The sequence below is a fragment of the Mesorhizobium sp. B2-9-1 genome (assembly GCF_006439455.1).
In the GTDB taxonomy this organism is placed as follows: Bacteria; Pseudomonadota; Alphaproteobacteria; order Rhizobiales; family Rhizobiaceae; genus Mesorhizobium.
In genome coordinates this window covers 80332-102013 of sequence record NZ_VFTP01000013.1, presented here as the reverse complement: position 1 = coordinate 102013, position 21682 = coordinate 80332, and the positions used below count along the sequence as shown (strand labels likewise).

At 64.8% G+C, this 21682-nt stretch carries 19 protein-coding genes; 8 read left to right on the top strand and 11 right to left on the bottom strand.

Translation table 11 applies throughout. The features are described 5' to 3' along the window. The first annotated feature begins 30 nt into the window (after positions 1-30). Positions 31-606 (top strand): histidine phosphatase family protein, encoded by a 576-nt coding sequence (locus FJW05_RS20655; protein WP_140635273.1) that lies wholly within the window; start codon positions 31-33, stop codon positions 604-606. Between the two features lie 13 nt (positions 607-619). On the opposite strand, the gene FJW05_RS20650 is transcribed toward FJW05_RS20655, so the two are convergent. The 3 genes from FJW05_RS20650 to FJW05_RS20640 all read right to left on the bottom strand — a co-directional run bounded on the left by FJW05_RS20650 (position 620) and on the right by FJW05_RS20640 (position 2702). Beyond that, the gene (locus FJW05_RS20650) at positions 620-1096 is read right to left on the bottom strand and encodes a DUF2938 domain-containing protein (RefSeq protein WP_140635272.1); all 477 of its coding nucleotides are present in this window, start codon (positions 1094-1096) and stop codon (positions 620-622) included. 177 nt (positions 1097-1273) lie between these two features. Continuing rightward, on the bottom strand, positions 1274-1756 hold the full coding sequence (locus tag FJW05_RS20645) for a peroxiredoxin (RefSeq protein WP_140635270.1): 483 nt from the start codon (positions 1754-1756) through the stop codon (positions 1274-1276). A 139-nt stretch (positions 1757-1895) separates the two neighbouring features. Further along, complete coding sequence (locus tag FJW05_RS20640; protein WP_140635268.1) at positions 1896-2702, bottom strand: protein-disulfide reductase DsbD domain-containing protein; 807 nt, start codon at positions 2700-2702, stop codon at positions 1896-1898. 125 nt (positions 2703-2827) lie between these two features. Between FJW05_RS20640 and FJW05_RS20635 the strand changes: the two genes are divergently transcribed. Next, positions 2828-3436: a YqgE/AlgH family protein gene (locus tag FJW05_RS20635; RefSeq protein ID WP_095767156.1), complete on the top strand. Its 609-nt coding sequence runs from the start codon at positions 2828-2830 to the stop codon at positions 3434-3436. 158 nt (positions 3437-3594) lie between these two features. Here the strand turns inward: FJW05_RS20635 and FJW05_RS20630 are convergent, their stop codons facing one another. From FJW05_RS20630 to thrC, 4 genes are read right to left on the bottom strand one after another with little or no spacing between them, the layout of a single operon-like run. After that, positions 3595-6483, bottom strand: coding sequence for an EAL domain-containing protein (locus tag FJW05_RS20630; protein ID WP_176476983.1), 2889 nt, complete (start codon positions 6481-6483; stop codon positions 3595-3597). A gap of 2 nt (positions 6484-6485) precedes the next feature. Then, positions 6486-7082 carry a GNAT family protein gene (locus tag FJW05_RS20625; RefSeq protein WP_140541542.1) on the bottom strand — a complete coding sequence of 199 codons (597 nt, stop codon included), beginning with the start codon at positions 7080-7082 and terminating at the stop codon, positions 6486-6488. 15 nt (positions 7083-7097) lie between these two features. Then, complete coding sequence (locus tag FJW05_RS20620; RefSeq protein WP_140635266.1) at positions 7098-8390, bottom strand: pitrilysin family protein; 1293 nt, start codon at positions 8388-8390, stop codon at positions 7098-7100. Positions 8391-8404: 14 nt separating this feature from the next. Next, positions 8405-9802: a threonine synthase gene (gene thrC, locus FJW05_RS20615; RefSeq protein WP_140635264.1), complete on the bottom strand. Its 1398-nt coding sequence runs from the start codon at positions 9800-9802 to the stop codon at positions 8405-8407. Positions 9803-9930: 128 nt separating this feature from the next. Here thrC and FJW05_RS20610 point away from each other — a divergent pair, with 128 nt between their 5' ends. After that, a complete protein-coding gene (locus FJW05_RS20610; RefSeq protein ID WP_140635262.1) occupies positions 9931-10674 on the top strand; it encodes a hypothetical protein in 744 nt (247 codons plus the stop codon). 59 nt (positions 10675-10733) lie between these two features. Here the strand turns inward: FJW05_RS20610 and FJW05_RS20605 are convergent, their stop codons facing one another. Next, positions 10734-12296: a winged helix-turn-helix domain-containing tetratricopeptide repeat protein gene (locus FJW05_RS20605; RefSeq protein WP_140635260.1), complete on the bottom strand. Its 1563-nt coding sequence runs from the start codon at positions 12294-12296 to the stop codon at positions 10734-10736. 109 nt (positions 12297-12405) lie between these two features. Between FJW05_RS20605 and FJW05_RS20600 the strand changes: the two genes are divergently transcribed. After that, positions 12406-12867: a cupin domain-containing protein gene (locus FJW05_RS20600; RefSeq protein WP_140635315.1), complete on the top strand. Its 462-nt coding sequence runs from the start codon at positions 12406-12408 to the stop codon at positions 12865-12867. Positions 12868-12884: 17 nt separating this feature from the next. Here FJW05_RS20600 and FJW05_RS20595 read toward each other — a convergent pair whose 3' ends face one another. Continuing rightward, complete coding sequence (locus tag FJW05_RS20595; RefSeq protein WP_140541548.1) at positions 12885-13574, bottom strand: HAD family phosphatase; 690 nt, start codon at positions 13572-13574, stop codon at positions 12885-12887. A gap of 173 nt (positions 13575-13747) precedes the next feature. On the opposite strand from FJW05_RS20595, the gene FJW05_RS20590 reads away from it, so the two are divergent. Beyond that, positions 13748-14881 (top strand): site-specific DNA-methyltransferase, encoded by a 1134-nt coding sequence (locus tag FJW05_RS20590; RefSeq protein WP_140635258.1) that lies wholly within the window; start codon positions 13748-13750, stop codon positions 14879-14881. Positions 14882-14927: 46 nt separating this feature from the next. On the opposite strand, the gene FJW05_RS20585 is transcribed toward FJW05_RS20590, so the two are convergent. Beyond that, positions 14928-15539 carry an HAD family phosphatase gene (locus FJW05_RS20585; RefSeq protein WP_140635256.1) on the bottom strand — a complete coding sequence of 204 codons (612 nt, stop codon included), beginning with the start codon at positions 15537-15539 and terminating at the stop codon, positions 14928-14930. Between the two features lie 10 nt (positions 15540-15549). Then, the gene (mutY, locus tag FJW05_RS20580) at positions 15550-16701 is read right to left on the bottom strand and encodes an A/G-specific adenine glycosylase (RefSeq protein WP_140635254.1); all 1152 of its coding nucleotides are present in this window, start codon (positions 16699-16701) and stop codon (positions 15550-15552) included. A 32-nt stretch (positions 16702-16733) separates the two neighbouring features. On the opposite strand from mutY, the gene FJW05_RS20575 reads away from it, so the two are divergent. The 3 genes from FJW05_RS20575 (at position 16734) to smc (ending at position 21666) form a co-directional block, all read left to right on the top strand. Then, positions 16734-17243 (top strand): DUF721 domain-containing protein, encoded by a 510-nt coding sequence (locus FJW05_RS20575; protein ID WP_140541553.1) that lies wholly within the window; start codon positions 16734-16736, stop codon positions 17241-17243. A 154-nt stretch (positions 17244-17397) separates the two neighbouring features. After that, positions 17398-18144, top strand: coding sequence for a DsbA family protein (locus FJW05_RS20570; protein WP_140541554.1), 747 nt, complete (start codon positions 17398-17400; stop codon positions 18142-18144). A gap of 63 nt (positions 18145-18207) precedes the next feature. Beyond that, positions 18208-21666, top strand: coding sequence for a chromosome segregation protein SMC (gene smc, locus FJW05_RS20565; protein WP_140635252.1), 3459 nt, complete (start codon positions 18208-18210; stop codon positions 21664-21666). The last annotated feature ends 16 nt before the right edge of the window (positions 21667-21682 follow it).

Below are 21682 nucleotides of genomic sequence, written 5' to 3'. Positions count from 1 at the left end.
CAGCCCGCATCTGATCGGAGAAAGTTTGCGTTGCCGATCGCCTATTACATTACCCATCCGCAGGTTCGGATCGACGCCAACATTCCGGTGCCGGAATGGGGGCTGTCTGACATCGGCCGGGCAAGGGCTGTTGCGATGCTCGATCAGCCCTGGGTTGGCTCGATAGGGCGCATCGTGTCGTCCGCTGAACGCAAGGCGGTCGAAACTGCGGAAATCCTGGCGAAGCACCTTCATCTTGAGGTCGAGGTGCGGGAGCGGATGCACGAGAACGACCGGTCGGCGACGGGCTTCCTGCCGCCGCCGGAATTCGAAGCGGTTGCCGACGAGTTCTTCGCCAGGCCGCACGACAGCATCCGCGGATGGGAACGGGCGATAGATGCGCAGCAGCGCATCATGGACGAAGTCGACGCCGTGTTTGACGCCGGCCTCACCGGCAATGTGGCTTTCATTGGCCACGGAGGCGTGGGGACACTTCTGCTGCTTTCGCTCGATGGCCGCCAGATCAGCCGTATCGCGGATCAGCCGGCGGGTGGCGGCAACTACTTCGCCTATGATATCGGCGCGCGCCGCGTCCTGCACGGCTGGCGCCCCATCGACGCCGCATAGCGGCATTTGATCGTTAGCGGATCAGCAGCGCCGTCGAGAACATGCCGAGCGCGAACACCGTGTGCGCTATGAGGTTGAGCGCGCGCACCTTCATCGGATTGGGAAGCTTGGACGCCGCCCAGCCGGCGCCCATGCCCGGCGCCAGGAGGAACCAGCCGGCCCCGACCGTGACGATGCCGAGAATGAAGGCCGGCAGGAATGTCGGCGCCGCCAGCCAGCCTGCGCCGGCGAGCACCACCAGGATCACGCCATAGAGGATGCCGACCAGATAGTGGAATGCCCAGCCGAGCGCCTTTTCATGCGCATAGGGCGCGGCCTTGCCGATATCGTCGTGAAAGACCCTCTCCGGCAGATGCCGCACCCAGCGTCCGACCATGCCCCAGTTGGGCAATGGCAGGCCGAACGCCTTGTTGAGGACGATCGCCCAGATATCCATGAACACCGTGGCGCCGATGCCGATCGCCACTGCGCGCCAGATGGTCTCGAGCATCAGAGCATGATCCCGAAAAGTGGGAACCGGTTTTCGGACAAGATCATGCTCCAACAAAGAGCACGATCCCTGAACCGAAGGTCAGCGAACGCAAAAAGTGGAAACTGGTTTTCGGACAAGATCATGCTCCAATAGAGAGTAAGATCGGGATGGCGGTCAACGAAACCTGATCCTGATCTAGAGCTGCTCGAGGATTTTTGCCGCGCCGCTCTCGTCGACGCCCGGCTTGGTCTCGACATTGAGCGCCGCGACCTTGCCGTCGTCGACGATCATCGAGAAGCGTCTCGAGCGCAATCCCATGCCGGTAGCGGAAAGATCGTTGTCGAGTCCGACCGACCTGGCGAAATCGCCGCTGCCGTCGGCGAGATAGAGGATCTTGCCTTCGCCGCCGGTGAACCGCGCCCAGGCGCCCATGACATGCACATCGTTGACCGAAACGACGGCGATCGTGTCGACGCCGCGGGCCAGGATGGCGTCATGGTTTTCCAGATAGCCAGGCAGGTGGTTGTTGCTGCAGGTCGGCGTGAAGGCTCCGGGAACGCCGAACAGCACGACTTTCTTGCCGGCGAAGATCTCATCGCCGGTGATCGGCTTTGCGCCGTCCGCGGTCATGGTCTTGAAGGTCGCTTCGGGCAGTTTTTCGCCAACCGTAATGGTCATGTGGTGCCTCGCTTGGGGGATGGGAAGGATCGATGCCTTCGATATCGGACTGCGCGGGCTGCGGCAACTCTTCAGAGCAATTCCAGGAAAAGTGTGCAGCGGTTTTCCATCCGGAATTGCGGCTCAGAAAGACCCTGGATCAAGGGAAAGGCAGCAGGCCGTCCACCGAACCGTCGGCGCTGGTCAGCGTGTAATACAGCCCGCCATCGGTCGGCGCCGCCGACGGCCGGTCGAGGATCGGCACGGTGAAGACGAGCTTGCCGTCCTTCTGACTGCGCACCGGCGCGCCGAACATGTAGTCGCGCTCGCCGGCGATGAAGAGATCGACGGATTGCGGATCGCCGGGCGACTGCGCCTGGACGACGAGGGTCTCATGGTCGCTGGACAGCACGCTGATGCCGAAATCGGACCGGGCCGGGGAGGGCAGCGTCGCAAGCGCGGTTTTCACCAGGGCCGCGTCGGTCGCGTTATCGGGATCGGACCCGGGATTGACGCTGAGCCGGGTCTGCACTGGAATGCAGATCGTCTCGCAGATGCCGAGGAAAATGTTGGCATCGATGGTCGCCGGCTGGTCGGGCGAAGACAGCGTGAACGTCACCGGCAGCGACACCGGACGATCGTAGCCGGCCCATTTGCCGTAGCCGTCGTCATGCCGCTGCGGCGGCGGGAACGACAATTGCGCGTCGGCGACATTGGTGCTGCCCGATATGTCGAGTTGCGGCGGCACGCCGGCGTCGCCTGGATCGCGCCAATAGGTCTTCCAGCCGGGCTTCAACGCGATGTCGAGCACGCCGTGGATCTTGCCGGCCTCGTCGGGCTTGCCGGTGGTCACCAGCCGAACCTTGCCGCCTTCACTGTTGTACCAGTTGGAGGAGGAGGCCTCGGCCGGCAGGCTTGTAGCCCACCCGAAAACGACGCCGAGAACCAGTAATTTCATGTATCGCATGCGGTGATTTGACCGTCCGTTCTTGGCCGCGCAATGACTTCATCGCTCTCCCGCTATCATATTTGCGTGACATCGGGGACTGGCACCATCTTTTCGGCGCTGCCGAAACGCGTTACGCTGAAGCCATGGACTTGCTGCGCCACAAGAAGTCGGCCGCCGGACGCGGTTTCCTCGACGATCAGTTCCTGATTGCCATGCCTGGCATGAAGGACGACCGTTTCGCACGCTCCGTCATCTACATCTGCGCCCATAGCGACGAGGGCGCGATGGGACTGATCATCAACCAGACGCAGCAGATGCTGTTTCCGGACCTGCTTGTGCAACTCGGCATCATGAACGAGCAGGAAGCGATCCGCCTGCCGGCGCATACGCGCGATTTCGTCGTGCGCAACGGCGGGCCTGTCGACCGCAGCCGCGGCTTCGTGCTGCATTCGGGCGACTATCGCGTGGAATCCTCGCTCAACGTGTCCGACGACATCTGCCTGACGGCAACCGTCGATATCCTGCGCGCCATCTCGACCGGCCGCGGCCCGCGCCATGCCCTCATGGCGCTCGGCTATTCCGGCTGGGGCGCCGGCCAGCTCGAAACGGAGATCTCCGAGAATGGCTGGCTCACCTGTCCGGCGACGCCAGAGCTTCTCTTCGACACCGACATCGAGCGCAAATACGACCGTATCCTTGCCTCGATCGGCATCGACCTCGCCCATCTGAGCGCCGCCGCCGGGCACGCTTAGCCTACCGAGCAGACGCAGAGGCCGTTTCGAAACTCGCTCATGCGAGTCATATGGTGGTGATTTCGAGAACCGGAGCGGAGCGTGCTTAACGCACGTGAGCACCGGAAGCGCAGAAAGCGCCGCCAGATGGCCGCAGGAGCAGAGTTTCCAAACGGCCTCTAAGCCTGGGTCAGCGGATATTGTTCCCTCAGCGTCTTCAGCACCTGGTCGCCGGGCATCGGCGCGCCGAACATGAAGCTCTGCACATATTCGCAGCCCATCTGGCGCAACTCCAGCGCGTCGCTTTCATCCGAAATGCCTTCCGCCACGACCGAAAGCCCGAGCTCATGCGCCATGTTGACCATCGATTTGAGCAGCACGGCGCGCTTCGGCGTGGCGTCGTCGACGAAGCTCTTGTCGATCTTGATGGTGTCGAAGGGGAAGCGCGTCAGATAGGAGAGCGAGGAATAGCCGGTGCCGAAATCGTCGAGCGACAATCCGATGCCGAGCTGCTTCAGCTTGGTCAGCACATGCGCCGTCTGCTCGGGATTGTCCATCACCAGGGATTCGGTGAGCTCGAGCCGGAAGCAGCGCGGTTTTAGATTGGCGCGCGCGATCACCGAGCGGACGTCGCTGACCAGGTCGCGGCGGATGAGCTGGCGGCTGGACAGGTTGACCGAGACCGAGAGCGGCGCGTCGCCGATCTGCTTCTGCCAGGTGGCGAGGTCCTCGGCCGCCTGCTGCATGGCGAACAGGCCGAGCTGCACGATCAGCCCGCAATTCTCGGCGACCGGAATGAAGTCCCCCGGCGGGATCATGCCGCGGCGCGGATGGTCCCATCGCAGCAGCGCCTCGAAGCCGGCGACGCTGCCATCCTCCAGCCGCACGATCGGCTGGTAGGCAAGCGTGAACTCGCGCCGCTCGATGGCGCGGCGAAGGTCGGATTCGAACTGCAGCCGGTCGGTGCCGACGGTGCGGAAGGCGGGACGGAAAGGCTCGATTCTATCGCCGCCGAAACGCTTGGCCTGGTGCATGGCAAGCTCGGCGTCCTTGACCATGTCCTCGGCCGAAGTCTGCGCCGTCGTCCAGGTGATCAGGCCGATCGATGCGGTGAGCACGATTTCTCGCTTGGCGAAGGTGATCGGATTGTTGATCGCGTGCTTGATGGCGTCCGCCATGGCAGCGATGCGGGCCGGGTCCTGTTCCGAAAGCAGCATCAGCGCGAACTGGTCGCCGGCAAAGCGCGACAGCGAATCCTTCGGCTTGAGCAGCCGGTGCAGCCGGCGCGCGACAGTGAGCAGAATGGTGTCGCCGGCGGAGATGCCAAGGCCGTCATTGACCTGCTTGAAGCGATCGATATCGATGATGAAGACCGTCGGGCGCACCTTCTCCTCGGTGCGGGCGATCGAGATGATCGCTTCCAGCCGGTTCATGAACAATTCGCGGTTCGGCAGGCCGGTCAAATTGTCATGCACGGCGTCGTGCAGCAGCCTTTCCTCGGATTTCTTCTGCTCGGTGACGTCGATCATGGTGCCGACGCAGCGGATCACCTCGCCGTCGGAGCCGATCACCGGGCGGGCGCGCAGCGAGAACCAGTGGTAATGGCCGTCGGCGCCGCGCAGGCGGAAGTTCTGCGCCACCTTGCCGCGCCTATGCTCCAGCACCACGTCGAGCGTGGTGCGGAACGTGTCGCGGTCGTCGGCATGCAGCACCGGCAGCCAGTTGCGGGCCGCACCCCCAAGGCTGTTGGGCGCAAGGCCGAGCTGCAGGCTGATGTCCGGCTTGGTCACCACGCGGTCGCGCAGCACGTCCCAGTCCCAGACGATGTCGCCCGAGCCGGCGACGGCGAGCGCCTGCCGCTCGAGGTCGGAGAACAGGCCCTGGTGCAGCGCGCCGCCGGCGAAGGCATGCTGCATGACCGTGAAGCCGATCAAGAGGATGATCAGGATCAGCCCGCCGCCCAGCGCCGGTTGGGCGATGTCGTTGTCCAGCATGCCGGTGATCGCCATCCACGACCCGCATAGCCATAGCAGCACCATCACCCAGCTCGGCACCAGCATGATCGCGCGGTCATAGCCGCGGATGCCGAGGAAGATGATGAGGCCGAGGCCGGTGAGCGCGGTGGCCGCGAACGAGATGCGAGCAACGCCGGCGGCGACCGCCGGATCGACGATGGCCACCCCCGCGATCAGCAGCAGCCCGAGGATCCAGACCAGCGCGCCATAGCTGAAATGACCATGCCATCGGTTGAGGTTGAGATAGGCGAACAGGAACACCACGAAGGTTCCGGCCAGGGCCACCTCCGTGCCGGCCCGCCAGATCTGCTCGTTGCCGGGCGATATCTCGATGATCTTGTTGAGGAAACCGAAGTCGACGCAGATATAGGCCAGCACCGCCCAGGCGAGCGCCGCGGTCGCCGGGAACATCGAGGTTCCCTTGACCACGAACAGGATCGTCAGGAACAGCGCAAGAAGCCCCGAAATGCCGATGACGATGCCGCGGAACAGCGTGTAGGAGTTGACCGAATCCTTGTAGGAATCCGGCTCCCAGAGATAGACCTGCGGCAGTTTCGGCGAGGCGAGCTCGGCGATAAAGGTCACCACCGTTCCAGGGTTCAGCGTCACCCGGAACACGTCGGCGTCGGGGCTTGTCTGGCGGTCGAGCGCGAAGCCCTCGCTGGGCGTGATGGCGGCGATGCGCGTGGAGCCGAGATCCGGCCAGAAGATGCCGGAATTCACCAGCCGGAAATGCGGCGCGACAATCAGCCGGTCGAGCTGCTGGTCGGTGGTGTTGGCGAGCGCGAAGACGGCCCAGTCGCCGCTCGAGCGCGCGTCATTGGCTTCCACCTCGATCCGCCGCACGATGCCGTCGGGGCCGGGCGCCGTCGAGACCTGGAAATTCTCACCCTGGTTCCGGTAGATTTCCACGGCCCGCGACAGGTCCAGCGCCTTGTCGTCGCGCGCGATCTTGATCGGCTCGACGGCAAAAGCCGGCATGGCGGAAAAAAGCGTGACGACGACCGTCATGATGAGGGCGAACAGCGACGCTAATCGCGGAAAATTCGTCACAATCAGCCCTTCGTTCCATCGCCCGGCGGATCGTCCGCGATCCGGGCGTAGAGATAGTGATCCTGCCAGATGCCATTGATCCTGAGATAGGATCGCAGAAGTCCTTCGCGCCGGAATCCGGCTTTTTCAAGCACACGGATCGACCGGGCATTTTCGGGAATACAGGCAGCTTCGATCCGGTGCAACCGCAGCGTATCGAAGGCGAAGCGCGACACCAGCTTGACCGCCTCGGTCATCATGCCGCGGCCGCCGAAGCGTTCACCGATCCAGTAGCCGATATGGCCGCTCTGCGCGACGCCGTGGCGGATGTTGCCGAGCGTGATGCCACCGGCAAGCTTACCGCTCGATTTTTCGAAGATGAAGAAGGCGATGGCCGTGCCTTGGGCATAATCCTCGCGGTAGCGGCTGATGCGCAGGCGCCAGGCATTGCGGTCGAGCTCGTCCGGCTGCCAGCGCGGCTCCCAGGGTTCGAGGAAGGCGCGGCTTTCGCCGCGCACCGCCGACCATTCGCGGTAGTCGTTGGTCAAGGGCACGCGCAGCGTGACCTTGTCGCCCTTCAGTGCCGGCAGGTCGCGGCGAAAGAAAGGGAGCGCGAACACGGTTTTGGTCGAAGATCAGACGGCGAGCCGGCGGGCCGTCGTCTGCGGGCCCGCAAGCGATTCGAGGATCGCCTCGTAGGGCGCCAGCGTGCCCACGGGACCGACCGCGGTAAGCGTCGGCTTGGTCGAGAACAGGCGCGAGGAGAGGTCGGTCAGCCGCTCGACGGTCAGCGCCGAAAGCCGCTCCATCAATTCCTCTTTGGCGATCGGCCGTCCGAACAACAGCAATTGCCGGGCAATCTGCGAGGCGCGGCTCGCTGGGCTTTCGGCCGACATGATCAGGCCGGCGCGATATTGCGCCCGCGCCCGGTCGAGCTCGTCCTGCTGGATGCTCTCGCCGGCCTTCTGCAATTCGCCGATGATCACCGGCACCAGCTTGGCGATGTCGCTCTGCCCGGTGGCGGCATGCACGCCGAAGATGCCGGTGTCGGAAAAACCCCAGTGGAAGGCATAGACCGAGTAGCAGAGGCCGCGCTTCTCGCGCACCTCCTGGAACAGCCGCGACGACATGCCGCCGCCCAGGATCATCGACAGTACCTGCGAGGCGTAGAAATCGCGCACATGATAGGCGCGGCCCTCGAAGCCGAGCACGATCTGCGCATCCATCAGGTCGCGGTCCTCGCGGAAGTCGCCGCCGACATATTGCGCATATTGCGGGATATTGCCCGCCGCCTTGGCGCGGAAGCCGCCAAGCCGCTTCTCGACCTCGCGCACGAAATTGTCGTGCTTGACGTCGCCGGCGGCCACGACGACCATCCGCTCCGCGTCATATTGGCGCTCGATGAAGCTGTGCAGCTGTTTGGAGGTGAAGGATTTGACCGTCTCCGGCGTGCCGAGGATCGAGCGGCCGATGGTCTGATGACGGAAGGCCGTCTCGGTGAAGCGGTCGAAGACGATGTCGTCGGGCGTGTCGTGCGCGGCGCCGATCTCCTGCAGGATCACATGCTGCTCGCGCTCCAGCTCGTCGGGATCGAATGCGGATTCCTGCAGGATGTCGGCCAGGATATCGACCGCCAGCGGCACGTCGTCGGAAAGCACCCTGGCGTAGTAGGAGGTCGTCTCGACGCTGGTGGCGGCGTTGATCTCGCCGCCGACATTCTCGATTTCCGAGGCGATCTCGAAGGCGCTGCGGCGCTTGGTGCCCTTGAACGCCATGTGCTCGAGCAGATGGGCCATGCCATGCTCTTCGTCGCGCTCGTTGCGGGCGCCTGACTTCACCCAGACACCAAGGGCAACCGATTCGATGCTTGGAAGGGTTTCGGTGGCGACTGTCAGGCCGTTCGACAGACGGCTTACCTCAACACCCATATGGCAAGTACTCCTTAACGCGCCGCCCGCGAGTGGCGGCTCACGTAATCTTCCACCATTTTCAAGTCGGATGGAAGTATCGTGTATTTTTCGTCGGCTGTCATCAAGCCGCCTAGCCATGCGGGCAGGGCAGGGGTGATGCCGCTCGCGGCCTCGACCGCCGCCGGGAATTTCGCCGGATGCGCGGTGCCGAGCACCACCATGGGCACCGCGCCGGAGTCATGTGCGGCGGCGACACGGACGGCTGCGGCCGTATGCGGATCGAGCAGGTAGTTGCTCGCCTCGAGCGTCGCGCGGATGGTGGCGGCGACCTCGTCGACGCTAGCGCGGCCGGCGTCGAACTCGGCGCGGATGCGCTTGAGCTCGCCTGCTTCGATGGTGAAGGCGCCTGACTGCTTCAGGCCGTTCATATAGCGCCGCACCGTCTCGGCATCGCGGCCCGCGGCCTCGAACAGCAGCCGCTCGAAATTAGACGACACCTGGATGTCCATCGACGGCGAGGTCGTGGCGAACACGCCCTTGGTGCGGTATTCGCCGCTCGCCAGCGTGCGCGCCAGGATGTCGTTGTCGTTGGTGGCGATAATCAGCCGCTCGATCGGCAGGCCCATGCGCTTGGCGGCGTAGCCGGCGAAAATATCGCCGAAATTGCCCGTCGGCACGGTGAAGGAGACCGGCCTGTCGGGCGCACCGAGCGACAACGCAGACGAGAAATAATAGACGATCTGGGCCATGATGCGGGCCCAGTTGATCGAATTCACACCCGACAGCGACACTCGGTCGCGAAAGGCGTGGTCGTTGAACATGTCCTTCACCAGGCCCTGGCAGTCGTCGAAATTGCCCTCGACCGACAGCGCATGGACGTTTGCCGCGCTCGACGTCGTCATCTGGCGCTGCTGCACCGGCGAGACCTTGCCGTGCGGGAACAGGATGAAGATGTCGGTGCGGTCGCGGCCGGAGAATGCGTCGATCGCGGCACCCCCGGTGTCGCCCGAGGTCGCGCCGACGATGGTGGCGCGCTGGCCGCGTTCTGACAGCACATGGTCCATCAGCCGCGCCAGCAACTGCATCGCCACGTCCTTGAAGGCCAGCGTCGGGCCGTGGAACAGCTCGAGGATGAAGGTGTTTTTCCCGGTCTGCACCAGCGGGCAGACGGCTTCATGCCGGAAAGTCGCATAGGCCTCGCGCACCAGCCGCTCGAAGACGGGCGCCGCGATCTCGCCGCCGAGGAACGGCGCCAGCACGCGGATGGCAAGGTCCGGATAGGCAAGCCCGCGCATGGCGCGGATGTCGGCGGCCGAAAACTGCGGCCACTCGCGCGGCACGTAAAGCCCGCCGTCGCGCGCCAGGCCGGCCAGCACAGCGTCGGAAAATCCAAGCGCGGGCGCATCCCCGCGGGTACTCACATATTGCATCGTCAAAGGCCTATTGCTGCCGGTCGAGTCATCCACGGCAATTGGTTAATTTTCCGAGCCCGCTCAGTCGCATTTTTGCCGCGCGGTTGCTATACGTCACCGGCTTTGTGAGAGGGAAGTGCAGTTTCATGGGGTTTTATTCGGTCAACCGTCGTTTTGTCGCGGGTCTGGCGCTCACCGGCTTTATGCTTGCCGCCGCCGGCTGCCAATCGAGCGACAATGGTATTCTTAACTTTGGTTTAACCAAGAAGGATCCCGTCGCGCCGCCGCCGCCGCAGGATCCCAAGATCCTCGCCAGCCAGCTGCGCGCCTATTGCCCGAAAGTGACGCTGCGCGACGGCACCGCCTATTTCAACACCTATGCCAAGGGCACGACGGCGAAGCCCAAGAAAAAGAAGGTTGACGCCGCGGCCGACGCCGAGGCCCAGGCAGCCGCCGCGGCCGTGCAGGTCGGACCTAACGGCCAACCCGTCGATCCCAATCGCGATCCGTCAAAGATCATCTACCAGGCGTCGATCACCGACGTGACGCGCGATTGCACCCATGCCAACGGCCAGATGTCGATGAAGATAGCCGTCGCCGGCAAGGTCGTGCCGGGGCCGATGTTCGCGCCCGGCACCGTCACCATGCCGATCCGCATCGCGGTTCAGCATGGCGACGAGGTGCTTTATTCGCAGCTGCATCCGTACCAGGTGCAGATTACCGACCCATCGGCCGCTACCCAGTTCGTCTTCGTCGACAACAACGTCGTGGTGCCTGAGCCGACCGCGCGCGACTACCAGGCCTATGCCGGCTATGACGAGAACACGCCGGTCGCCTCGGCCGACAAGCCGAAAGGCAAGGGGAAGAAGCGCGCTCCGGCGACGAACTGAGCAACGGCAGGAAACAACAACGGCGTCTCGCTGGCCAACGAAACAAACGTGTTCGTCGTCTACTCAGGTAATCCGGCTGCCCGTAATGCGCTGCCAAGAGCCTGCGCGAGCGCGGGCGCGCAATTCACGCCTGCAAACTGGCGGCTGTAGCGAAAGCCAGGCTGAAGCTCGATCACGCGGGCGGCGGCCGCCCTCGCTTCGTCCAATCGGCCAAGCTTGGCCAGCGCGGCGGCCAATTGCACATAGGTGATACTGTGCGCCGGATTGGCTTGGACGGACTTGTAGGCAGCACGGCAAGCTTCTTCGTAGCGGCCGCGCAGCACATGGCTCATCGCCTGCGCGTCAAATGCGGCCCAGGCCCATGAATCGAACGGGCTCAGCCGTATGCCCTGCTCGCTCCACTCTATCGCGCGCTCTGCTTCACCGCTCCATCCGAGCATGACGCTGCCGAGAATGTAGGTCAGCGCCGATGACGGACTGATGGCAAGCGCAGCTTCCAATGCCGCGAATGCGCCGGCGCGATCATGCGCATCCATTCCGATGGAAAAGCCCGCCCATGTGAGGGCGAGCGCATCATCCTGCCCGTGGACGATGGCCGACCGCGCGTGGCGGATCGAAGACGCACGGTTGATCTCCTGCAGGCCGGCGCGAAGGAACAGGCAATGATGGCACATCGCGGCATTGCCATGCGCCAGCGCATAGGCCGGTTCGAGCGCGAGCGCACGCTCGAGAAGCACCAGCGCCCTGGTTACCTGATCCGGCATGCCTGAATCCACGTCAGGCTGGGCCTGCAGCACTAGATCGTAGGCATCGAGACTGTCGGGGCGCTTGCGCCTGACTCGTTCGATTTCGGCTTTCCGCACGCTCGGCGCAATCGCTCCTACTGCTGCCAGTGCGATCTCGTCTTGGAGCGCAAAGATGTCTTCGGAGCTGCGATCGTAGCGCTCGGCCCAGACATGGGCGCCGGTCGAAGCATCGATCATTTGCGCGGCAACACGCACGCTGCCGCCGGCCTTGCGCACGCTGCCTTCGAGGACATAGCGAACGCCAAGCTCGCGGCCGACCTGCTTCACGTCGATGGCGCGACCCTTGTAGCTGAAGCTCGAGTTTCGCGCGATGACGAACAGCCATTTGATGCGCGCCAGACCTGTGATGATGTCGTCCACCATCCCATCGGCAAAATACTCCTGCTGCGGGTCGCCGCTCAAATTCGAGAACGGCAGGACCGCGATCGAGGGCTTTTCAGGCAACATCGGCGCCGACGCGGCGCGGGTGGTGGCCGAGGTGTCGGGAAGACTGGTGGCGACGGCCGGTCCGACATAGCGATAGCCGCGGCGCGGCAAAGTCTCGATCCAACTCGCGACATTCGCCGCGTCGGCCAGAGTCCGGCGCAAGGCTGCAATCTGAACCGTCAGATTGTTATCGGCAACCGCCGATCCGCCCCAGCCCGCGTCGATCAGCGCGTCCTTCGATACGGGTTGGCCCGCATTCTGGATCAGCAGCCGCAGCAGCGCCACGGCGCGCCGCCCAAGCATGGTCGGCTCGGCCCCGTAAAAGAGAATGCCCACCTCGGGATCGAGGCGGAACGGGCCGAACTGGTAGGCGTCGCCCCTGGCTGTCATTCGAGTCTTTTAGCAAATTTTTGGCAACGGATTCACGACTTTCCGGCGTGAGCAGCCGATGTTGCGCGAACGCTTGCCGCAAACAAGCGCCCTGTCAGAGGAGGATCATATGAGCGCTGATGCCGTCATCCGCATGCCCGACGAGAAGAAGGGCGTCATGTTGCGTGGCCATCCAATGGCTTTCCTCGTTACCGATGAAAATACCACGCATACGAGCATGTTCGACTGGACGATCCCGCCGGAATTCGCCACCGGGCGACACGTTCACCGGGTGCAGGAAGAGACCTTTTACCTGCTCGAGGGCGAGTGTGAATGGCATGTCGGCGACAGGACGATTCGGGCAACGCCCGGCACCTTTCTGTTCATCCCGCCGGGAATGCCGCACAACATCACGAATGTCAGCAAGAAGCCGGCGCGCGTGCTGATGACCGTCTCTCCGCCCGGTCACGAGCATTATTTCGAAGAGCTTGCCGAACTCACGGCGCAGGGCGCGCCGAATCCGAAAGCGCTCGCCGATCTGCGAAACCGCTACGACACTGACCAGCTGTCGACGCTGACGACGCGCTCGTAGCCGGGTCCCTTGAATTTCTAGGCGTCTTCGGACCACTCCGACAGCGCCGCGATCGTGCTGTTGAGCTCCGCCCAGCGCCGGATGACCGTTTCGGCGCCGGCCTCGGTCAGCGCATCGGCATGGCCCGGATAGCTGTGCCCGGCGCCGGTGAAGCCGATGACGCGCATGCCGGCGGCCCTGGCGCCGGCGATGCCGTGCACGGAATCCTCGATCACGAAAGTGTTCTTCGGGTTGGCGCCGAGCTTTTCGGCGGCGTAGAGGAACACGTCCGGCGCCGGCTTGGTCTTCTTGCTGGGAATATCGAGGCCCGAAAAGATGCGGCCGGCGAAGAACGGCAGCAGCCGCACCTTCTCCAGCATGAATTCGACCCGCTCGGTGCGTGAATTGGAGCAGACGGCGCGTGGCGCGGTGACTGCGGCAACCGCCTCGCGGGCGCCGTCGATGACGCGCACGTCTGCGCGCAGCTTGCGGTCGACGAGTTCTTCCTCGCGGTCGATCAGCGAGGCCTGGAATGGGATCCGCGACTTCTCCTCGACCCGCAGCATGATGTCCTTGAAGGTCAGGCCGGCATAGGTCTCGGCAAGCTCCTCGGCCGAAATCTCGAATCCGGCCGACGTCAGAAGCTCGGCATCGACGCGCGCGGCGATGATTTCGGAATCGACGAGCACGCCGTCGCAATCGAAGATGACAAGGTCTGGCTGGGGCATGGCAATCCGGAAGTTGAGAAGGGGAGCATGGCATGGCTGGCCCAAGCGGTGCGGCATACACCAACGGGCCGCTCTTCGCAAACCGCGCAAGCGTCTGCAGCCTTCACTGAATGTTTACGCTGATCGGTAACCATAACAGTCAGTAAACCGTAACGCGTGCTTTGGGTGTTTTGATGTCTGCCATGCGTCTTCTCGACGAGCTTTCCCACGCTCCCCAGCGGTCCGAATGGCTGGATACCATCCTGAAAGGCGATTGCGTCGCCGCGCTCGACCGGCTGCCGGAAAAGTCGATCGACGTCATCTTCGCCGACCCGCCCTACAATCTGCAGCTCGACGGCGACCTGCACCGGCCCGACCAGTCCAAGGTCGACGCCGTCGACGACGACTGGGACCAGTTCGAGAGTTTCGAGGCCTACGACGCCTTTACTCGTGCCTGGCTGCTCGCGGCGCGCCGCGTGCTGAAGCCCAGCGGCACCATCTGGGTCATCGGCTCCTATCACAACATCTTCCGCGTCGGCGCCCGCATGCAGGATCTCGGCTTCTGGATCCTGAACGACATCGTCTGGCGCAAGACCAACCCGATGCCGAATTTCCGCGGCCGCCGCTTCCAGAACGCGCATGAGACGATGATCTGGGCCTCGCGAGACCAGAAGGCCAAGGGCTATACCTTCAACTACGAAGCGCTGAAGGCCTCGAACGACGACCTGCAGATGCGCTCCGACTGGCTGTTCCCGATCTGCACCGGCGGCGAGCGGCTCAAGGACGAGAATGGCAACAAGCTGCATCCGACGCAGAAGCCGGAAGCCTTGCTTGCCCGCATCATGATGGCCTCGACCAAGCCGGGCGACGTCGTGCTCGATCCCTTCTTCGGTTCCGGCACCACCGGCGCCGTCGCCAAGCGCCTTGGTCGCCACTTTGTCGGCATCGAGCGCGAACAAGCCTATATCGATGCCGCCAATGAGCGCATCGCCGCGGTGCGCCCGCTGGAAAGCGCCGATCTCACCGTGCTTTCCGGCAAGCGCGCCGAACCGCGCGTCGCCTTCATCAGCCTGATCGACAACGGCCTGATGACGCCGGGCGCCACGCTCTACGACGCCAAGAAGCGCTGGGCGGCGAAAGTGCGCGCCGACGGCACGCTGGCCATCGGCGACAGCGCCGGCTCGATCCACAAGATCGGCGCCGAGGTGCAGGGGCTGGATGCCTGCAACGGCTGGACCTTCTGGCACTATGAGCGCAGCGGCGGCTTGACCCCGATCGACGAGCTGCGCCGCATCGCGCGCCTCGGCATGGAGCGGGCGGGGGCCTGATCCGCCTGAAGCTGAAACATCAACGGATCGCCGCAAGCGATTCAGATCAGGCTGCAATCCCCAGCCGCTCAAGGTCTGCTTTAAGCGCCTTGGCGTCGGTGAACAGCACGGCCTGCCAGCCTGCCGCTTTGGCGCCATCGACATTTTTCTGGCTGTCGTCGATGAACAATGTCGCGGGCGGTTTGAGCCCGAATGCGGCGACGTGATGGTCGTAGATCGCCTGATCCGGCTTGATCAGGCCGATCTCGCCGGAGACGGTGACGCCGCGCGGCCGGTTGAGGAAATCGAAACGTTGCCTGGCTTCGGCAAGCGTATCGGCGGCGAAGTTGGTTAGCATAGTCACGTCGTGGCCCCTCTCGATCAGGCCGAGCATGACGGCGACGCTATCCTCGTAGGCATGCGGCACCATCTCATGCCAGTGGCGGCGGAAATTTCGGATGTTATCGGCGTGGTCGGGATGGTCGGCGATCAGCGCCGCCTCGGCCTCTTCCCATGTCCGTCCGCGGTCCTGCTCGATGTTCCAGGCGCTCGTGCAGACATTGTCGAAGAACCACTTCCGCTGCTCGGCATCGGGGATCAGGCGGCTGAACGGAATGTCCGGATCGTAATGGATAAGCACCTTGCCGATGTCGAAGACGATATGGCGGATTTCGGTCATTGCGGTCCTTTCAATGCTGCTGCTTTTTGGTCGCGCCCGGTATGGCCGTCTCGATTACCTTTTTCATGACGGTGGGCAGCGCTTCCCCGGAAATTTCATGGGCCAGCGACCAGAAATGCCCGTCGGGCGCATCGCGCTTGACGTGGGCATGAAAGATGTCGAGCTCGAGCGCGAAATGGGTGAAGACGTGGCCGATCTGCCCGGCGCGCCGCCAATCGGCGGGAAAAGGCGCGGCGTCCGCGGTCGTCGCGCCATCCACCCTGGCGGTCCAGGCGGTGGTCGGCACTTCGGTCATGCCGCCGAGCAGGCCTTTGTCGGGCCGCTTGCGCAAGAGGATGGCGCCGTCATCGCGCTCGGCGACGAAGGCGGCACCCTTGCGCAGCGGCTTGTCGTCCTTCGGCAGGCGGACCGGAAAGCGTTCCGGATCGCCGCTGAGAATGGCGCTGCAATCCTCGCGCACCGGGCACAGCATGCAGCGCGGCCGCTTCGGCGTGCAGATCGTCGCGCCGAGATCCATCATCGCCTGGGCGAAATCGCCGGGCCGCGTTTGCGGGACCAGCTTTTCCACCAGGGCGCGGATTTGCGGTTTGGCTTCGCTGAGCGGCGTCTCGATTGAATAGAGCCGGGCCACGACCCGCTCGACATTGCCGTCGACGACCGCCGCCGGCCGGTCGAAGGCGATCGCCGCGATCGCCGCCGCGGTGTAGGCACCAATGCCGGGCAATTCGCGCAGGCCCGCCTCGGTGTCGGGAAAGCGGCCGCCTCGCAGCGCCACGAGGTCGGCGCAGGCCTTCAGGTTGCGCGCCCTGGAATAATAGCCGAGCCCGGCCCAGGCCTTCATCACGTCCTCGGCGGGTGCCGCCGCCAGCGCCTCGACCGTCGGCCATTTCTCGACGAACTTGCGGAAATAGGCTTTTACCGCCTCGACCGTGGTCTGTTGCAGCATCACTTCGGACAACCAGACGCGATAGGGGTCAGGCCTTGCGCCGCGCGCAAACGCGCCCGGCGTCACGCGCCAGGGCAGGTCGCGATGATGCGCATCATACCAGGCAAGCAGGCGGGCCCCGATATCCCGGGATCCAGCTTTGCTGGTATCTCCGGATCCCGTATCGCCGGACGGGGCCTTCTGTGATGCCTTGCGGGTCTGATCGAGCGGTGTCATTGATCGGATGAGCTGGGGACTGGAGAACGCACATGGCAGGGAAAAGGCCCTTCGGCAATCCCGTTCCGGTGAGCGATCTCGCGACCGAGATCCTCGATCCGGTGTTGAAGAAGCGCGCCGGCATCTCGATAGGGTTGGTGCAGTCCTGGGAAGAGATCGCCGGACCGCGCCTGGCCGCCTACTCGCGGCCAGAGAAGATCCAGTGGCCGCGCCGGCTGCATGAGGACGACCCGTTCGAGCCGGCGACCTTGATCATCGCCTGCGAAGGCATGGCTGCGCTGCATCTGCAGCACGAGGCCGGCGAGGTCATCAACCGCGTCAACGCCTTCCTGGGTTTCAACGCGGTCGGCCGCATCAAGATTCTGCAAAAACCGGTGCTTTCGCAAAAGGCGCGCCCAAAGCCGGCGCCGCGCCCTTTGAGCGACGCCGAGAAATCGAAGCTTTCGCGCATGGTCGGCAAGATCGAGGATGACGGCCTGCGCGCTTCGCTGGAGCGGCTCGGCGCCACGATTATGGGTGAAAGGAAGCCCAAAGGGTCGTAAGAAGCGTCATGAATGCGTTACCGATCTCGCGCATTCGTGATGCTCATGATCGAGTTTCCCGATTGGATTGGGGATCGCGATGCCTTAATTCGCGCCAACTCTCGCCTTTTCTAGCCCTTGCATTGCAAAATCCAACCGATATCAGGTGATTCGCATGAACCGTGCCCCGTTTGGCAAAAGTCTGTCTCGCAGAAACCTTCTGACCACGCTGGCTGCTGTTCCTGCGGTGGCGCTGCTTGCAGCATGCAGCGACTCCGGCGAGCAGGCCAAGGCCGCCGATGTGAAACCGGCCAACCCGTCGACGCCTGCCAAGCCGGCCGCCACGCCGGCGGCGGCCCAGGTGCCCGAGGCGCAGGGCACCGTCGACATGGCGGAACTGCTCAAGCCCGGCGCGCTGCCCGAAAAGCAGCTCGGCAAGGACGACGCCAAGGTCACCATCGTTGAATACGCGTCGATGACCTGCCCGCATTGCGCGCATTTCGCCATGACCACTTTCCCTGAGCTGAAGACCAAATATATCGACACAGGCAAGGCCCGTTACATCCTGCGCGAATTCCCGTTCGACCCGAGCGCCGAGGCCGGCTTCATGCTGGCGCGCTGCTCGAAGGACAATTACTTCGCCATGGTCGACGTGCTGTTCAAGCAGCAGCCGAGCTGGGTTGGCGTCAGCAACACCAAGGAAGCGCTGCTGCAGATCTCCAAGCTGGCCGGTTTTACACAGGAGTCCTTTGAGTCCTGCTTGACGGACCAGAAACTTCTGGACGATGTGAGAGCAGTCCAGAAACGCGGAGCGGACGAGTTCAAGGTCGACTCGACGCCGACCTTCTTCATCAATGGAAAGACCTACAAAGGGGCGATGTCGATTGAGGAAATGTCGGCCATCATCGACCCTCTGCTCTGACATCCAGGCCGCGCCGAAGCGGTCCGGCTTCGGCGCGCACGCCTGTAGTGTTGGGCGGCGCGAATGAAGTTTTCGCGCCTTCGCCTCCTCGGTTTCAAGTCCTTCGTCGAGCCCGGCGAGTTCGTCATCGAACGCGGGCTGACCGGCATTGTCGGGCCGAACGGCTGCGGCAAGTCGAACCTTGTCGAAGCGCTGCGCTGGGTGATGGGCGAAAGCTCCTACAAGAACATGCGCGCGTCCGGCATGGACGACGTGATCTTCTCGGGCTCGGGTGCCCGGCCGGCGCGCAACACCGCCGAAGTCACACTTTTCCTCGACAACACCGATCGCACGGCACCCGCCGCCTTCAACGATGCCGATGAATTGCAGGTGTCGCGCCGTATCGAGCGCGAGGCGGGCTCGCTCTACCGCATCAACGGCAAGGAAGCGCGCGCCAAGGACGTGCAGCTTCTGTTCGCCGACCAGTCGACAGGCGCGCGCTCGCCCTCGATGGTCGGGCAGGGCCGCATCGGCGAGCTGATCCAGGCCAAGCCCCAGGCCCGTCGCGCGCTGCTCGAAGAGGCGGCCGGCATTTCCGGCCTGCACACGCGCCGTCATGAAGCCGAGCTCAGACTGAAGGGTGCCGAGCAGAATCTCGAGCGACTGGACGACGTCGTCGGCGAGCTGGAAGGCCAGATCGAGAGCCTGAAGCGCCAGGCGCGCCAGGCCTCGCGCTTCAAGAACCTGTCGGCCGATATCCGCAAGGCCGAGGCAACGCTCTTGCATCTGCGCTGGACGCTGGCCAAGGCGCAGGAAGGCGAGGCACGTTCAGCGCTTGCGGTCGCCACCACGCTGGTTGGCGACCGCGCCGCCGCCCAGATGGCGGCGGCCAGGGAGCAGGGCATAGCCGCGCACCGGCTGCCGGATTTGCGTGACGCGGAAGCTGCCGCCGCAGCCGCCTTCCAGCGCCTGTCGATCGCCAAGACCCAGATCGAGGAAGAGGCCGGCCGCATCCGTGCGCGCCAGACCGAGCTCGAACGTCGGCTGCAGCAGCTCGACGCCGACATCGCCCGCGAGGAGCGGATGGTGCGCGACAATGCCGACATCCTCGAGCGCCTGCGCGCCGAGGAGGCCGAGCTCAATTCGGAGAACGCCGGTGCCGCCGAGCGCGAGGCGACCACTCGCGCCGCCTTCGAGCAGGCCGGCGCGACGCTGTCGCAAAGCGAGGCGAAACTTGCCGCGCTGACTGCCGAGCGCGCCGAGGCGGCCGCCTCGCGCCACCAGATCGAGCGCTCGCTGCGCGAGACCGCCGAGCGCCGCGGCCGCTTCGCCCGCCAGCTCGCCGAGGTTGACCGCGAGCTTTCCGATGTCGTCGCGCGGATTTCCGGCCTGCCCGATCCGGCCGAGAAGCGCCTGCTGGTCGAGGACGCGCTGGCTCGGCTGGAAGAGAGCGAGGCCGGCGCCATTGCCGCCGAGCAGGCCGTCGCCGAGGCGCGCGCGGCCGAAAGCGCCGCTCGCCCGCCGCTGCAGGATGCAAGGGCCGAACTGGCGCGCATCGAGACCGAAGCGCGCACGCTGGCCAAGATCCTCAATGCCGCCAGCGGCGATCTCTTTCCGTCCGTGCTGGAGCAGATCAATGTCGAGCGCGGCTATGAAACCGCGCTTGGCGCGGCCCTCGGCGAGGATCTCGACGTCCCGCTTGACCGCAGCGCTCCGGTGCATTGGGGCGAAAGCGCGGTGCAGCCCGGCGATGCGGCGTTGCCTGAAGGCGTGGAGAGCCTGGCCAGCGTCGTGCGCGCGCCGCCGCAGCTTGCCCGCCGCCTCGCGCAAATCGGCATCGTCGACGGCGCCGACGGCCGCCGTCTCCAGGCGCAGCTTTCGCCCGGCCAGCGGCTGGTCAGCCGAGACGGCGCGCTCTGGCGCTGGGACGGCCTGACCGCGAGCGCCGATGCCCCGACCGCCGCCGCGCAGCGGCTGGCGCAGAAGAACCGTCTGGCCGAGCTCGACGCCGAAGCCGTGCAGGCGACGCGCGTCGTGCGCGAGGCCGAGGAAGCGCTGGCGCGCGCCGAACAGGCGATGCGCCAGGCAAGTGAGGCCGAGCGCAATGCGCGCCAGGCCGGCCGCGACGCCCAGCATGCGCTGGATGCCGCGCGCAACGCGCTGGCCGAGGCCGAGAAGGCCGGCGGCGAGCTGTTGAGCCGGCGCGCCGCGCTTGAAGAGGCACGCGCTCGCATCGTTGACAGCCACGAGGAGACGCAGGCCTCCTTTCTCGAAGCCGAGGAGATGCTGAAGGACGCGCCCGATCTCGGCGACCTGCAGCTTCAGCTCGAACAGGCTTCCGCCAACGTCTCGCGCGACCGCGCCACGCTTGCCGATGCACGCGCCGTGCATGAAGGGCTGCGGCGCGAGGCCGAGGCGCGCATTCGCCGGTTGGACGCCATCGGCACCGAGCGAAGGAACTGGCTGGAGCGCGCCGAAAATGCCTCGACGCAGATCGCGGCGCTCGGCGAGCGCAAGGCCGAAGCCGAAGCCGAGCGCGAGAGGCTGGCCGATGCGCCCGACGAGATCGACGCCAAGCGCCGCGCCCTGCTGACGCAGCTTTCCGAGGCCGAGGCGCTGCGCAAGGCTGCTGGCGACCGTCTGCAGGAGGCGGAAAACAAGCAGGCGGAGCTCGACAAGGCGGCCACCGCCGCCATCCAGTCGCTCGCCGAATCACGCGAAACCCGCGTTCGCGCCGAGGAGCGGCTGACCGCGGCGGATGAACGCCGCGCCGAGATCGAGGCGCGCATCCAGGAGGCGCTGAACACGCCGCCGCATCTGGTCATCAAGCATACCGGCCTGGAAGCCGACGATCCGATGCCCGACATGGCCGAGATCGAACGCCAGCTCGACCGGCTGAAGATCGAGCGCGAGCGGCTCGGCGCCGTCAATTTGCGCGCCGAGGAAGAGCAGAAGGAATTGTCGGAGCGCCTGGAGACCATCGTCTCCGAGCGCGAGGACATCATCGAGGCGATCCGCAAGCTGCGCCAGGCGATCCAGAGCCTCAACCGCGAGGGCCGCGAGCGGCTGCTGTCGGCCTTCGAGGTGGTCAACGGCCATTTCCAGCGGTTGTTCTCGCATCTGTTCGGCGGCGGCACGGCCGAGCTGCAGTTGATCGAGTCGGAAGATCCGCTGGAGGCGGGGCTGGAAATCCTCGCCCGTCCGCCCGGCAAGAAGCCGCAGACCATGACGCTGCTTTCCGGCGGCGAGCAGGCGCTGACGGCGATGTCGCTGATCTTCGCGGTGTTCCTCACCAACCCCGCGCCGATCTGCGTGCTCGACGAGGTCGACGCGCCGCTCGACGACCACAATGTCGAGCGCTTCTGCAATTTGATGGACGAGATGTCGAAGACCACCGAGACGCGCTTCGTCATCATCACCCACAACCCCATCACCATGGCGCGCATGGACCGGCTGTTCGGTGTCACCATGGCCGAGCAGGGCGTCAGCCAACTGGTCTCGGTCGATCTGCAGGCCGCCGAGGCGATGCGCGAGGCGAGCTGAGAGCTCGGCCGGTTCG

What these genes read in the sequence shown, in the direction of transcription:
- FJW05_RS20640 (WP_140635268.1), bottom strand. Translation starts at nt 2,702, where the DNA reads ATGCGATACATGAAATTACTGGTTCTCGGCGTCGTTTTCGGGTGGGCT.
- FJW05_RS20610 (WP_140635262.1), top strand. Translation starts at nt 9,931, where the DNA reads ATGGGGTTTTATTCGGTCAACCGTCGTTTTGTCGCGGGTCTGGCGCTC.
- FJW05_RS20645 (WP_140635270.1), bottom strand. Translation starts at nt 1,756, where the DNA reads ATGACCATTACGGTTGGCGAAAAACTGCCCGAAGCGACCTTCAAGACC.
- FJW05_RS20570 (WP_140541554.1), top strand. Translation starts at nt 17,398, where the DNA reads ATGAACCGTGCCCCGTTTGGCAAAAGTCTGTCTCGCAGAAACCTTCTG.
- FJW05_RS20590 (WP_140635258.1), top strand. Translation starts at nt 13,748, where the DNA reads ATGTCTGCCATGCGTCTTCTCGACGAGCTTTCCCACGCTCCCCAGCGG.
- smc (WP_140635252.1), top strand. Translation starts at nt 18,208, where the DNA reads ATGAAGTTTTCGCGCCTTCGCCTCCTCGGTTTCAAGTCCTTCGTCGAG.
- FJW05_RS20595 (WP_140541548.1), bottom strand. Translation starts at nt 13,574, where the DNA reads ATGCCCCAGCCAGACCTTGTCATCTTCGATTGCGACGGCGTGCTCGTC.
- FJW05_RS20600 (WP_140635315.1), top strand. Translation starts at nt 12,406, where the DNA reads ATGAGCGCTGATGCCGTCATCCGCATGCCCGACGAGAAGAAGGGCGTC.
- mutY (WP_140635254.1), bottom strand. Translation starts at nt 16,701, where the DNA reads ATGACACCGCTCGATCAGACCCGCAAGGCATCACAGAAGGCCCCGTCC.
- thrC (WP_140635264.1), bottom strand. Translation starts at nt 9,802, where the DNA reads ATGCAATATGTGAGTACCCGCGGGGATGCGCCCGCGCTTGGATTTTCC.
- FJW05_RS20605 (WP_140635260.1), bottom strand. Translation starts at nt 12,296, where the DNA reads ATGACAGCCAGGGGCGACGCCTACCAGTTCGGCCCGTTCCGCCTCGAT.
- FJW05_RS20620 (WP_140635266.1), bottom strand. Translation starts at nt 8,390, where the DNA reads ATGGGTGTTGAGGTAAGCCGTCTGTCGAACGGCCTGACAGTCGCCACC.
- FJW05_RS20635 (WP_095767156.1), top strand. Translation starts at nt 2,828, where the DNA reads ATGGACTTGCTGCGCCACAAGAAGTCGGCCGCCGGACGCGGTTTCCTC.
- FJW05_RS20650 (WP_140635272.1), bottom strand. Translation starts at nt 1,096, where the DNA reads ATGCTCGAGACCATCTGGCGCGCAGTGGCGATCGGCATCGGCGCCACG.
- FJW05_RS20585 (WP_140635256.1), bottom strand. Translation starts at nt 15,539, where the DNA reads ATGACCGAAATCCGCCATATCGTCTTCGACATCGGCAAGGTGCTTATC.
- FJW05_RS20575 (WP_140541553.1), top strand. Translation starts at nt 16,734, where the DNA reads ATGGCAGGGAAAAGGCCCTTCGGCAATCCCGTTCCGGTGAGCGATCTC.